This is a genomic window from Streptomyces sp. NPDC001663, from assembly GCF_042893105.1.
Taxonomy (GTDB): domain Bacteria; phylum Actinomycetota; class Actinomycetes; order Streptomycetales; family Streptomycetaceae; genus Streptomyces.
Window position 1 is genome coordinate 231,953 of record NZ_JBIAUR010000008.1, and the last position, 12,928, is coordinate 244,880.

Here is a 12,928-nt window from a genome sequence, read left to right on the forward strand (position 1 = left end):
ACGGGCAAGAGCCTAGGCCCCGGACTTCTCCTTGTTGGCCTGTTCCTTCTTGGCCAGTTCCTTGGCCTGTTCCTTCTCGGCCTTCGCCGCATCCGCGATCTGCCGCTTGGCCGCGGTCGCGTACATGTCGACGTACTCCTGGCCGGAGAGCTTCATGATCTCGTACATGACCTCGTCGGTCAGCGCGCGCAGCACGAAACGGTCGTGCTCCATGCCCTGGTAGCGGCTGAAGTCGAGGGGCTCGCCGATGCGGATGCCGGGGCGCATCAGCTTGGGCATGACCTTGCCCGGCGGCTGGATCTTCTCCGTGTCGATCATCGCGACCGGGATGACCGGCGCGCCGGAGGCGAGCGCCACGCGCGCGAGGCCGCCGGGCTTGCCCCGGTAGAGGCGGCCGTCGGGCGAGCGCGTGCCCTCCGGGTAGATCCCGAACAGCTCGCCGCGCTCCAGGACCTCGAGGCCGCTCTTGATCGCCGCCTCGCCCGCGCCGCGCGCGCCGGAGCGGTCCACCGGGAGCTGGCCCACGCCCTTGAAGAAGGCGGCCGTCAGCCTGCCCTTCACGCCGGGCGTGGTGAAGTACTCCGCCTTCGCGATGAAGGTGACCTTGCGGTCGAGGACCGCGGGCAGGAAGAACGAGTCGGAGAAGGAGAGGTGATTGCTCGCCAGGATGGCGGCACCCTCGGCCGGAATGTTCTCCAGGCCTTCCACCCAGGGTCTGAAGGCGACCTTCAGCGGTCCCCCGATGGCGACCTTCATCGTGCCGTACAACAACCGAGTGCCTCCTGTTTCCGTCGGTCAGACCTTAACCCGGCGCACTGCCAAAGGAGCCGACGGCCCTGGTCGGTGTCAGTGCGGTCGCGTACGGTGAAGCACACCTGGACTTCACGTCACTCTCATGAACAGTCACTCTCATGAACAGGAGACCGATGGTGCCGGTCCTTCCTGGAGCCGAGCCGTACCGCCATGAGGGCGGGGAGGTCGGCGTCCTCCTCTGCCACGGCTTCACCGGTTCCCCGCAGTCGCTGCGCCCCTGGGCGGAGTACCTCGCCGAGCAGGGCCTGACAGTCTCGCTGCCGCTGCTGCCCGGCCACGGCACGCGCTGGGAGGACATGCAGCTCACCGGCTGGCAGGACTGGTACGCGGAGGTGGACCGCGAGCTGCGCGCCCTGATCGAGCGCTGCGAGCAGGTCTTCGTGGCCGGCCTGTCCATGGGCGGGGCGCTCGCGCTGCGCCTGGCCGCGCGGCACGGGGACGCGGTCAGCGGCGTCGCGGTCGTCAACCCCGCGAACAAGGTGCACGGCCTTTCCGCGTACGCCCTCCCGGTGGCCCGGCACTTCGTCCGTACGACGAAGGGGATCGCCAGCGACATCGCCAAGGAGGGCAGCGCCGAGCTGGGCTACGACAAGGTGCCGCTGCACGCGGCGCACTCCCTGCGGAACTTCTTCCGGCTGGTCGACGGCGAGCTGCCGCAGGTCACGCAGCCGCTGCTGCTTCTGCACAGCCCGCAGGACCATGTCGTGCCGCCGGCCGACTCGGCGCGGATCCTCGGCCGGGTGTCGTCGCGGGACGTGACGGAGATCCTGCTGGAACAGAGCTACCACGTCGCGACGTTGGACCACGACGCGGACCGGATTTTCGAGGAGAGCCTCGCGTTCATCGGCCGGCTCGCACCCAGTCTCGGCAAGGAAGGGACGGCCGCAGGTGGCTGAGCACGACTCGGATCGCGAGGACCGCGAGCCGGAGGAGCAGGGCGTCCCGTTCGACGAGGACGCCGCCTGGGCCGCGATCGTCGCCGGGTACGGCGAGGAGCCCAAGGACCCGCCGGGCACCAAGCCCTTCAGGTCGGTGGAGGACCTGGCCCTGCCCGAGCCGAACACGGACGAGCCCGAGGCCGACGCACCGAAGCAGGAGAAGCCGGCCAAGCCGCTCGGCGGCTCCGTCTCCTTCGCGCCCGGCGTCGGCCCGCGCGACTACACGACCACCGAGCCGGCCGAGGACGACTTCGACGAGGACGACGAGGGCCACTTCGTACCGCCGGAGCCGCCGCCGCTGCCCGAGGCCGACGCGACCTCGAAGTTCGCCTGGCTCGGGGTGATCGGCGGTCCGATCCTGCTGCTGCTGGCGGTGCTGTTCGGCTGGGACATGACCTGGTGGCTCGCCACGCTCGGCATCGGCGGCTTCCTGGGCGGGTTCGCCACGCTGGTGATGCGGATGAAGACGGACGACGACGATGACGGGGATCCGGGGCGCGGCGCAGTGGTCTGACGCGCCCGTCTCCGATCGTTCGAGGGCCCGCCCGGAACTTCCGGGCGGGCCCTGGTGCGTGCGAATGGAACTCGATCCGCCGCTGCGGCGAAGGAGGAGTGACAACAGCACGAACGAGCCCAAGCCTTCGAGGCGTTCGGACGAACGAAAGGAGCCCCGATGACCGTCGGACCGGGCGTCGGCACCCGCGCGGAGGATCGCGGGGAGAGTGACGCCCGCGTGATCGAGCGGTCCCGGGACGAGCCCGAAGCATTCGCCGCGCTCTACGACCGCCACGCCGACGCCGTGCACCGTTACGCGGCCAGGCGGCTCGGTCCCGAGGCGGCGGAGGATCTGATGGCGGAGACCTTCGTCACCGCCTTCCAGAGACGCGAGACCTATGACCTCACGCGTGCCGACGCCCGCCCGTGGCTGTTCGGCATCGCGACCAACCTCGTGGGACGGCACCGCCGGGCCGAGGCGCGCCGCTTCAAGGCGCTCGCCCAGGTGCCGGTGCCGGTCGAACACGAGGAACCGGTCGCGGACCGCGCGGTCGCCAGGGCCGGTGCCACGGGGGTGCGTCGGGATCTGGCGGCCGCGCTGGCCGGGCTGTCCGCCCGGCATCGCGATGTGGTCCTTCTGGTGGCCTGGGGCGGCCTCGACTACGAGGAGGCGGCCGTGGCCCTCGGAGTGCCGGTCGGCACGGTCAGATCGCGGCTGCACCGGGCCCGCAGCAGATTGCGCGAAGCACTGGGCGGCACCGATCCGACAGCTCTCCGGGAGGCAGACGCCCATGCATGACCTCGATCAACTGCGCGAATGGGACGCGGGGGCACCCCCGCTCGACGAGGAGACCCGCACCCGGGTCCGGGCCCGGCTGCTCAGGGCGATGCGGGAGCCGACGCCGGTCGCCGTACGACGCCGGCGGCCCGTCCTCCGTATCGCGCTGACCGGCCTGGTGGCCGCCGCGGTCGCCGGGACCGTCCTGGTCGCCGTGCACGACGACGGGCCGCCGACCCGGACGGCCACGCCGCCCGCCAGTAGCGCGCCGGCGCTGGAGAACGTGAGCGCGCGGACGGTGCTGACGAAGGCGGCCGCCTATCAGCGCGCGCACGAGAGGCAGGTCGCCCCGCGGGACGACCAGTTCATCTACTCCAAGGAGATCATCAAGGAGACCGAGAAGGGCACGGGGACCACGAAGACGTACGTCGACGAGGACTGGCGGTCGGTCGACGGCTCGCAGCGCTCCTGGGTGATGGAGATCGGCAAGGGCTGGTGGTCGCCCCCGCTGAAGGGCAACGAGCGCGTGTGGCCGACGCAGGACTGGACGCTGCTGTCGAAGCTGCCGACGGATCCCGACAAGCTGCTCAAGGCCATGCGGGACCCGTTCGACAGGACGCCGGACTACTCGAAGCCCATCAGGGCCGACGAGTGGGAAATGATCAACTTCAGTCTGCAGGGGCTGCTGTACCGGGTCCCGGTCATGCCGCCGGGGCTGCGGGCGGCCGCGTACGAGGCGCTGGGGAAGATCCCGGGAGTCAAGGCGACGCACGGGGTCAAGGACGCCCGCGGGCGGGTGGGCATCGGGATCACCTACAGCGGGCGGGTGACCCTCGGCACGATGATCTTCGATCCGGAGACATACGCGTTCCTGGGGTTCCGGGACACGCGCACCTCCGGTGACGGCAAGGACATGAAGACCTACATCCAGCTGTCGTACCTGGACAGTTGGGCGATCGTCGACAAGGCGAAGGTACGGCCGTCCGCCGAGGGCTAGGCGGCGGGGACTTCGAGGGCGGCCAGGACCGGGAGGTGGGTGGCCGCCCTCGGGGCAGCAGGCGTGGTTCAGGCCGCGGGCACGTGAAGTGCGGCCAGCACGGGCAGGTGATCCGTGGCCCTCACGAGGTCGGTCTCGGCCACCCCGGGATGCCCCAGCGGAACCCCGCAGCCCAGCACCTCGATGCCCTTGGTGGCGAAGATCGCGTCGATGCGCTGGAAGGGCGTGACCGGCGTGAAGGTGAACTCGCTGCCCCAGGGGGCGGTGGTCCAGCAGTCCTGGAGACCGTCGGCGAGGCGCTTGAAGGTGCGGCCGGTGGGGCGGTCGTTGAGGTCGCCGCCGGCGATCGCATGCTCTGCGCCCAGGCCGGCGAGACGGTCCAGGAGCATGCCGCCCTGCTCGTACCGCTCGTCCTTCTGCAGGGACAGATGGCAGCTCAGGACACCGAGGCGGGCGGCGCCGAAGCGGACGACGGCGGTGGCGAAGCCGCGTCGGTGCTGGCCTGGGGTGAGCGGGAGGAGCACGTCTTCCGTCCGCTCCACGGTGGCCCTCAGGTTGCACAGGATCGCCGGGCCCGCTGCTGTCGCCCCACCCGTGAGGATGACCTGGCCGGAGGCCGCCGCCAGCCGGGCCAGCTTCTTGCGCCAGCGGAAGAAGCGGGGGGCTTCCTGGATCAGGACCAGGTCGGGGGCGCAGGCGGTGATCACCCGGGCGAGGGCGCGGGTGTCGTCACGCATGGAGCGGATGTTGTAGCTGAGGACGCGGATGACGGCTGAACCGTCGGGTTCGGTACGGGAGTTGGGCAGCAGCGGGATCGAGGTCGCCATGGCGATCAACATACGACGAGGCCCGCCGTCCCGGGGGTGGGCTCGGCGGGCACGGTCGTACGAAACCAACTGGTGCTACATGATCGGGTCGGGCTCCCGGGCCAGGTCCGCCGCGCCCACCAGGCCCGCCTTGTTGCCCAGCTGGGCTGCGATGACGTCCGCGACCGGGCGCCAGTTGCCGCCCACCAGCCAGCGCTTGTAGGACTTGCGGATCGGGTCGAGGACCAGTTCGCCCTCGTCGGAGAGGCCGCCGCCGACGATGAAGGCGGAGGGGTCGAAGAGGGAGGCCAGGTCGGCGAGGCCGGCGCCGGCCCAGCGGGCGAGCTCGCGGTAGGAGTCGACGGCGACCGGGTCGCCCTGGCGGGCGGCCATGGAAATGTGCTTGCCCTCGATGCCCTCGGGACTGCCGTCACCGAGGCCGAGCAGGATCTCGGCGTTCTCCGGCGTGGCGTTGGCACGCTGCTTGGCGTATCTGACGAGGGCGCGCCCGGAGGCGTACTGCTCCCAGCAGCCCTGCGAGCCGCAGCCGCACAGCAGGCCGTCCGGGACCATGCGGATGTGGCCGAACTCGGCGGCGACGCCGAAGTGGCCGCGGCGCAGCTTGTTGCCGATGATGATGCCGCCGCCGAGGCCCGTGCCGAGGGTGATGCAGATGACGTTGCGGTGGCCCTTGCCTGCGCCGAACTTGTACTCGCCCCACGCGGCCGCGTTGGCGTCGTTCTCCACGACGACCGGGAGGCCGACGCGGGCCTGGACCTTCTCCTGGAGCGGCTCGTTGCGCCAGTCGATGTTGGGCGCGAAGTAGACCTCCGAGCGCTGCCGGTTCACATAACCGGCGGCGCCGATGCCCACGCCGACGATCTCGTGCCCGGCGCGTGCGCCCTCCACGGCGGAGGCGATGGCGTCCACGATCGCCTCGGGCGTACCCGGGGTCGGCACCTTGTGGGTCGAGAGGATGTTGCCTTCCTCGTCGACCACACCGGCCGCGATCTTGGTACCGCCGATGTCGACGCCGATGGTGAGTCCCATGAATCCCTCAGTTTCGGTCGAGCCCCGCTACGGCCAACCGTACCCGAGGCCCTGCCGTGGGATTCGCGTCGTCCGAACCGTGGGCGGGCCCGGCGGGTTCATGGGACATGTTCGCCGGGGCGTTCAGTCCAGGTCGATGCGCTGACCGGGGCCGGTGCCCTCGCCACCGTCCTTGTTGTGCTCGTCCAGATCCTTGTGCAGGTCGGTCGTACGGGCCGTCCAGCGCTGTTCCTGTGCCTGGACCGCGGAGCGGTAGGCGGCGAGCAGTTCGTTGCCGGCCGCCGCCAGGTGGTCGAAGACGTCCGGGTTGCGCTCGATGACCGGTTCGACCGCGGCCTTCGCCTGCTGGACGACCTGCTTGACCACCTGCTGGGCGGCGGGTCCGGCCACCGCGCCGAACAGCGGCGACTGGATGGACGACAGCTTCTCCGACACGGCGTCGACGAGCTTGCGCAGTTCCTCGGCGGCCGAGCCCGGGGGCGGGCCGTACTCGGCGCGGCGGCGGGCTTTCTCCGCCGCGAGGTCCTCGGCGCACGCCGTCGCCCAGGCGTCGGCGTCGGTCGCCCGCACCTCGTCGATCGCCTCGTGCTCTCCGGCGTCGGACGGGGGGAGCTCTTCGCTCATGACGACCTCCTGACTACGGTTCGTCTCTACGACGTTACCCGAATGGGCGTACGTGGTTCACGGCCTGTCCGGCCACAGATCGGGGTCCGGCGCGAACCGGATGCGCAGTTCGCCCTCGCGCAGCGCCGCCCCGTCGACGGTGCAGCGGCGCAGGGCGGACGGAAGCGGGACGATTCGGCGCAACTGCCCGGCGGCGACGACGAGTTCGTCCCCGCGCCGGATCAGGTCCAGATCGTCGCGTATCGCACCGGGCAGCGGGATGTGCCAGACGAGCACGCCGTCGTCGGCGAGCCGGTCGGTGACGGGCCACTCGACGGTGGAGGTCGTGTCCTTGACGCCGGGGACGGCGAGGCCGGTGAGGTCGTCGGTGCCGCGCGGGTCGTGCCCGAGGTGGGTGACCGTCCGGACGTCGTACGACTCCTGCCACTCCTCCAGGACCTTGCGCTGCTGGGCGGCGAGCCCGGCGAGCCAGGTGACCCCCGCTTCCTCGGGCAGCACCCGGTTGGCGACCAGGGCGTCGGGGCGCAGGCCGCGCAGGGCCAGGGCGAGCCCGGCGGAGCGCACGGCGTCGGCGCCGGCCGGGCCGGGTTCGGCGACCAGCCGTACGACGGTGTTCCGGTCGGCGAGGACGGCCTCGACGGCGCCGAGCTCGAGGTCCCAGCGGGCGACGGTCTCGTACAGCCACTCCGAGGGCATGGGGACGCCGGCCAGCCGCCCGAGGACGGGGCGCAGCGCACGGGCCGCCTGCCGCTCGGGCGGGAGCAGACGGCGCAGATAGCGGCGCAGTTCCTCGGGCAGGGCGAGCAGGGCGAGGGCCTGCGGGGTGGCCGACAGGTCGACGATCAGCAGGTCGTGGGCCTCGGCGAGGGCGGCGTCCCTGAGGGCCCGCAGCAGCGTGAGCTCCTCGGCACCGGGGAGGGGCGTGACCTCCTCGGCGTCCAGCCGGGAGGCACCGAGGAGATCGAGGACACCGGCGGCACGTTCCTGAAAACCGGCGAGATCGTCCCGGAAACCGGCGGTGGCATCGGGCCGCCAGGCGGTGAGGTTCGGGGCGACCTGGACGGGGGCCGCCCCGGTCGCCACGCCGAGCGCCGCACCGAGGGTGTCGGTGCGGTCGGCGCTGAGGACCAGGGTGCGGGTGCCCTGGCGGGCGGCGGCGAGAGCGGTGGCGGCCGCAACAGTCGTACGCCCGCTACCGCCAGGACCCGTGATCAGGATGGTGCGCATGATGCTGAACGGTACCTGTGCCTGGCGGGCGACCGAGCCGTGGACCGGCGTGGGCCGGGCGGCCGGAGGGCCCCGCCTACTTCTCCCCGGTCTCCACCCTCTTCTTCAGCCCCGCCAGCGCCCGGTCGATGATGACCTTCTCGGCCTTGCGCTTGATCATTCCCAGCATCGGGATCTTGACGTCCACGGTCAGCTGGTACGTGACCTCGGTCGCCCCCGCCCCCGCCGCCTTCAAGATGTACGAGCCGTCGAGCGACCGCAGCATCTGGGACTTGACCAGCGTCCAGGAGACCTCGTTCTCGCCGGTCCAGGTGTACGCCAGGACCTGGTCGTCCTTGATCGCGCCGGCGTCCATGACGAGGCGGACCTGCTCGGCGCGGCCCTGGGCGTCGGATTCGAGGACCTCCGCCTCCTTCACCTCGCCGGTCCAGTCCGGGTAGCGGGCGAAGTCGGCGATCACCCCCATGACATCGGCCGGTGCCGCCTCGATCGTGATGCTCGAGCTGGTGTGTTCCGCCATCGCCGTGGCTCCTCCAGATGCGGGCCGGTAAAGACGTCGTCCTGCGCACGGTGTGCGCAGCGTGAAGGCTACCGCGCACGTGACCACCCGACTTCACCCCCACCTGCGTTCATTCACCATTCAAGCGCCCAGGGCTTGCCGGTCCCCGCGAAGTGGCCCACGTTCACACACTCCGTGGCACCGATCCGCATCCGCGGCACCAACGGCTGGTGGACATGACCGAACAGGGCATAACGGGGCCGGGTCCGTCGAATCGCCTCCAGCAACGCATGGCTGCCGCGCTCGAAGCGGCGGGCCACCGTGTCGTAGACCAGCTCGGGCACCTCCGGCGGGATGTGCGTGCACAGGACGTCCACCTCGCCCACCGCCTCGATCTTCGCCGCGTACTCCTCGTCGCTGATCTCGTACGGGGTGCGCATCGGCGTTCTGAGGCCGCCGCCGACGAAGCCGAACGTCCAGCCGCCGATCTCCACGGTCTCGCCGTCCAGCACGGTCGTACCCGGTCCGGCGTACTCCGGCCAGAGAGGCGGCATATCGACATTGCCGTACGTCGCGTACGTCGGTGTCGGGAACGCCGCGAACATCTCTGCGTACTGCTTGCGCACCGCCTTCTCGATCGCGGCGGCCCGGTCCATGCCGATGCCGCCCCACAGCTGCGCCCCGAACTCCCTGGCCTCCTCGAAGCGGCGGGCGGTGCGCAGTTCGACGATGCGGGAGGCGTTCTCCTGGCCGAACAGATCGGGGAAGATCCCGCGCGAGTGGTCGGCGTAGTCCAGGAAGAGGACCAGGTCGCCCAGGCAGATCAGGGCATCGGCGCCCTCGCCGGCTCGGGCCAGGTCACGGGCGTTGCCGTGCACGTCGCTGACCACATGGACACGTGTCCTGCGGTTGCCGGCTGGTGTGGATGCCATGGCGATCAAGGGTAAGCGTGTGGGGTGTACGTGAACAGTGGCGGCGGGACCTGCGGTTACTGGCCGGTCAGTTAGCCGGTGGACTACCGTACGCGTAGGAACACCAACCTGTGTGACGCAGCGAACATCTCGCCGGGACCCCCTGTCGAAGAAGCCATACCGGCGGGTAACGTCCGGGCAGTCCAGTCGTGCTCAGTATTTCAACCACTGAAGCTCTGAGCACCTGCCCGAGCCTTGGACCCACCGTCGCATCACACAACGTCGTGGCGCCGGCGCCTTATTAGGAGCAGCAGTCTTGCGCGAGTTCAGCCTTCCGGCTTTGTACGAGGTCCCTGCGGACGGCAATCTCACCGACATCGTCCGCAGAAACGCCGCGCAGCATCCCGACGTGGCCGTGATCGCCCGCAAGGTGGGCGGCCAGTGGCAGGACGTGACGGCCACGACCTTCCTCGCCGAGGTGCACGCGGCCGCCAAGGGGCTCATCGCCTCCGGCGTCCAGCCCGGCGACCGGGTCGGTCTGATGTCCCGCACCCGTTACGAGTGGACGCTGCTGGACTTCGCGATCTGGAGCGCGGGCGCGGTCACCGTGCCGGTGTACGAGACCAGCTCGCCGGAGCAGGTGCAGTGGATCCTGTCCGACTCGGGCGCGACCGCCATGATCGTCGAGCTGGACAACCACACGGCCGCCGTCGAGTCGGTGCGCGAGTCGCTGCCCGCCCTCAAGCACGTCTGGCAGATCGAGGCCGGCGCGCTCGAGGAGCTGGGCAACCTCGGCAAGGACGTCACCGACGCGATGGTCGAGGACCGCAGCTCGCTGGCGCGGGCCGACGACCCGGCGACGATCGTCTACACCTCCGGCACCACCGGCCGCCCCAAGGGCTGTGTGCTCACCCACCGCAGCTTCTTCGCCGAGTGCGGCAACATCGTGGAGCGGCTGCGTCCGCTGTTCCGCACGGGCGACTGCTCCGTCCTGCTCTTCCTGCCGCTCGCGCACGTCTTCGGCCGGCTGGTGCAGATCGCGCCGATGATGGCGCCGATCAAGCTGGGCCTGGTCCCGGACATCAAGAACCTCACCGACGAACTGGCCTCCTTCCGGCCGACGTTGATCCTCGGTGTGCCGCGCGTCTTCGAGAAGGTCTACAACTCGGCGCGGGCCAAGGCGCAGGCGGACGGCAAGGGCAAGATCTTCGACAAGGCGGCGGACACGGCGATCGCGTACAGCCGCGCGCTGGACACCCCGTCCGGTCCCTCGCTCGGTCTGAAGATCAAGTACAAGACGTTCGACAAGCTCGTATACAGCAAGCTGCGTGCGGTGCTCGGCGGCCGCGGCGAGTACGCCATCTCCGGCGGCGCCCCGCTGGGCGAGCGCCTGGGCCACTTCTTCCGCGGCATCGGCTTCTCGGTCCTGGAGGGCTACGGCCTGACCGAGTCCTGTGCCGCCACCGCCTTCAACCCCTGGGACCGCCAGAAGATCGGCACGGTCGGCCAGCCGCTGCCCGGCTCGGTGATCCGGATCGCGGACGACGGCGAGGTGCTGCTGCACGGCGAGCACCTGTTCAAGGGGTACTGGAACAACGAGGCGGCGACCGCGGAGGCGCTGGCCGACGGCTGGTTCCACACCGGTGACATCGGCACCCTCGACGAGGACGGCTACCTCAGGATCACCGGCCGCAAGAAGGAGATCATCGTCACCGCGGGCGGCAAGAACGTCGCCCCGGCCGTGATCGAGGACCGCATCCGGGCGCACGCCCTGGTCGCGGAGTGCATGGTGGTGGGCGACGGGCGGCCGTTCGTGGGCGCGCTGGTCACCATCGACGAGGAGTTCCTGGGCCGCTGGGCCGACGAGCACGGCAAGCCGGCGGGCTCCACCGCGGCGTCGCTGCGCGAGGACGCGGACCTGCAGGCCGCGATCCAGTCGGCAATCGACGACGGCAACGCCGCGGTGTCGAAGGCGGAATCGGTGCGGAAGTTCCGCATTCTGTCCTCCCAGTTCACGGAGGAGTCGGGCCACCTGACGCCCTCGCTGAAGCTCAAGCGCAATGTGGTGGCGAAGGACTACTCGGCCGAGATCGAGGCCATCTACGCGAAGTAGCGGGCCTCTTGACGGTTCGTCATGGCGCGGTGTCCTCGACGAGGACCCGCGCCATCGTCCGTTCGGCGAGCGCGGTGATCGTCACGAACGGGTTCACGCCGATCGACCCCGGCACCAGCGAGCCGTCGGTGACGTAGAGCTTCGAATACCCCTTCACCCGGCCGTAGTTGTCGGTCGCCCTGCCCAGCACGCAGCCGCCCAGCGGGTGGTAGCAGAAGTCGTCGGCGAAGACCTTGTTGGACGAGCCGAACAGGTCGTAGCGGTAGATCGTGGCGTTCGCCGAGTTGATCCGGTCGAACAGCTTCTTGGCCATGGAGACGGAGACCGCGCTCTGTGCGGCGCTCCAGCCCAGCTTCACGCCCCCGCTCGTCGAGTCGTACGTGAACGAGGCGCGCTCCGGGTTCTTGGTGATCGCCAGATAGAGGCTGACCCAGTGCTCCAGGCCCGTCGGCAGGGGGGCGATCTCCGCGAAGACGGGGTTGGCGGTGTTGGCCCAGTCGTCGATGCCCATGACCGGCATGGTCGACTGGTTGGCGCCGACGGTGTCCCACAGGTGGTTGGCGCGGCCCAGCATCACGTTGCCGTTGGTCCCCCACCCGGCGCCGACGCTCGCGTCCAGCGCGGGCAGCGTGCCCGTCTCCCGTGCCCGGACGAGGAGTTCGGTGGTGCCGAGGCTGCCGCCGCCGAGGAAGAGGTACGTGCAGCCGTACTGCTTGGTCTCGACGACCGCGCCGGTGTTGTCGATCCGGTCGGCGGTGAGCAGCCAACTCCCGTCGCTCGCCCGGCTGATGGCCTTCACCCGCTCCATGGTGTTGATGGTCACGTTCCCGGTGCCGAGCGCGGAAGCGAGGTACGTCTTGTCGAGGCTCCGCTTGCCGTAGTTGTTGCCGTAGATCACCTCCTGCCCGAGCGCGGACTTGGTCGCCGTACCGGCCGCCTCGCGCTCCATGTAGTCGAAGTCGTAGACGTTCGGCACGAAGGTGGTCTTCAGGCCGGCGTTCGAGGCGGCCTTCCGGGAGGTCCGGGTGAACCGGTACCACTCGGTCGACTCGAACCACGTGGGGTCGACGGTGTTGACGCCGAGCATGGAACGGGCCCGCGGGAAGTACGTGTTGTACATCTCCGCGGTGTCCACGCCCGGGAACTGCTCGGCGAAGTAAGACTGGAGCGGGGTGACCGCCATACCGCCGTTGACCAGGGAGCCGCCGCCGACACCGCGCCCGACGTACACGGACATGTTGTCGTAGTGCACGCGGTCCAGGACGCCGGGGTACGGGCTGATGTCCTTGTTGACGACGTCCAGCCACAGGAAGGTCGCCAGCGGGGCCTCCGTGCGCGTCCGGAACCACATGGAGCGCTGGTCCGGGGCGGCGGTGGAACAGAAGATCTTGCCGTCGGAGCCGGCAGTGTTCCACAGCCGGCCCATCTCGAGGACGAGGGTACGGATGCCGGCCTGGCCGAGGCGCAGGGCGGCGACCGCGCCGCCGTAGCCCGAACCGACCACGATGGCGGGGGCGTTGTCGACGGCGGCCGCTTCCTCGGCGGCCTGAGCGGACTGGAGGCCGATACGGGTGAGGCCGGCCGCGGCGGCGGTCTGGAGGGCAGCCATGCCCAGGATTTGACGTCTAGTCAGCTGACGCTGCATCAGTTTTGCTGTCATGCGCGCAGCATGTGCGG

General features: G+C 70.2%; 13 protein-coding genes. 5 read left to right on the forward strand and 8 right to left on the reverse strand.

Features of this window, described 5'->3' with window-relative positions; translation table 11 throughout:
* Positions 1-12: 12 nt before the first annotated feature.
* Positions 13-756 (reverse strand): lysophospholipid acyltransferase family protein, encoded by a 744-nt coding sequence (locus ACFY1L_RS26235; RefSeq protein ID WP_388829855.1) that lies wholly within the window; start codon positions 754-756, stop codon positions 13-15.
* A 173-nt stretch (positions 757-929) separates the two neighbouring features.
* Here ACFY1L_RS26235 and ACFY1L_RS26240 point away from each other — a divergent pair, with 173 nt between their 5' ends.
* The 4 genes from ACFY1L_RS26240 to ACFY1L_RS26255 all read left to right on the forward strand — a co-directional run bounded on the left by ACFY1L_RS26240 (position 930) and on the right by ACFY1L_RS26255 (position 4,021).
* Entirely contained in the window at positions 930-1,709 is a 780-nt protein-coding gene (locus ACFY1L_RS26240) for an alpha/beta hydrolase (RefSeq protein WP_388829858.1), read from the forward strand.
* Positions 1,702-2,265, forward strand: a complete 564-nt coding sequence (locus tag ACFY1L_RS26245) for a hypothetical protein (RefSeq protein ID WP_388829022.1) — start codon at positions 1,702-1,704, stop codon at positions 2,263-2,265. The genes ACFY1L_RS26240 and ACFY1L_RS26245 overlap by 8 nt, the downstream gene beginning before the upstream one ends.
* A 159-nt stretch (positions 2,266-2,424) precedes the next feature.
* Positions 2,425-3,045 carry an RNA polymerase sigma factor gene (locus tag ACFY1L_RS26250; RefSeq protein WP_388829025.1) on the forward strand — a complete coding sequence of 207 codons (621 nt, stop codon included), beginning with the start codon at positions 2,425-2,427 and terminating at the stop codon, positions 3,043-3,045.
* A complete protein-coding gene (locus tag ACFY1L_RS26255) occupies positions 3,038-4,021 on the forward strand; it encodes a CU044_5270 family protein (protein ID WP_388829028.1) in 984 nt (327 codons plus the stop codon). The genes ACFY1L_RS26250 and ACFY1L_RS26255 overlap by 8 nt, the downstream gene beginning before the upstream one ends.
* Positions 4,022-4,089: 68 nt before the next feature.
* On the opposite strand, the gene ACFY1L_RS26260 is transcribed toward ACFY1L_RS26255, so the two are convergent.
* The 6 genes from ACFY1L_RS26260 to ACFY1L_RS26285 all read right to left on the reverse strand — a co-directional run bounded on the left by ACFY1L_RS26260 (position 4,090) and on the right by ACFY1L_RS26285 (position 9,159).
* Positions 4,090-4,848 (reverse strand): endonuclease/exonuclease/phosphatase family protein, encoded by a 759-nt coding sequence (locus ACFY1L_RS26260; protein WP_388829031.1) that lies wholly within the window; start codon positions 4,846-4,848, stop codon positions 4,090-4,092.
* Positions 4,849-4,923: 75 nt separating this feature from the next.
* Positions 4,924-5,877, reverse strand: coding sequence for an ROK family glucokinase (locus tag ACFY1L_RS26265; RefSeq protein WP_361256473.1), 954 nt, complete (start codon positions 5,875-5,877; stop codon positions 4,924-4,926).
* 123 nt (positions 5,878-6,000) lie between these two features.
* Entirely contained in the window at positions 6,001-6,501 is a 501-nt protein-coding gene (locus ACFY1L_RS26270) for a DUF5304 domain-containing protein (RefSeq protein WP_388829034.1), read from the reverse strand.
* Between the two features lie 57 nt (positions 6,502-6,558).
* On the reverse strand, positions 6,559-7,728 hold the full coding sequence (locus ACFY1L_RS26275; protein WP_388829036.1) for an ArsA family ATPase: 1,170 nt from the start codon (positions 7,726-7,728) through the stop codon (positions 6,559-6,561).
* Positions 7,729-7,804: 76 nt separating this feature from the next.
* Positions 7,805-8,248 (reverse strand): SRPBCC family protein, encoded by a 444-nt coding sequence (locus tag ACFY1L_RS26280; protein WP_388829039.1) that lies wholly within the window; start codon positions 8,246-8,248, stop codon positions 7,805-7,807.
* Between the two features lie 113 nt (positions 8,249-8,361).
* Complete coding sequence (locus ACFY1L_RS26285; protein ID WP_388829042.1) at positions 8,362-9,159, reverse strand: metallophosphoesterase; 798 nt, start codon at positions 9,157-9,159, stop codon at positions 8,362-8,364.
* Between the two features lie 295 nt (positions 9,160-9,454).
* Here ACFY1L_RS26285 and ACFY1L_RS26290 point away from each other — a divergent pair, with 295 nt between their 5' ends.
* Positions 9,455-11,251 (forward strand): AMP-dependent synthetase/ligase, encoded by a 1,797-nt coding sequence (locus ACFY1L_RS26290; protein WP_388829045.1) that lies wholly within the window; start codon positions 9,455-9,457, stop codon positions 11,249-11,251.
* A gap of 19 nt (positions 11,252-11,270) precedes the next feature.
* Here the strand turns inward: ACFY1L_RS26290 and ACFY1L_RS26295 are convergent, their stop codons facing one another.
* On the reverse strand, positions 11,271-12,860 hold the full coding sequence (locus ACFY1L_RS26295) for a GMC oxidoreductase (protein WP_388829048.1): 1,590 nt from the start codon (positions 12,858-12,860) through the stop codon (positions 11,271-11,273).
* Positions 12,861-12,928: the final 68 nt, after the last annotated feature.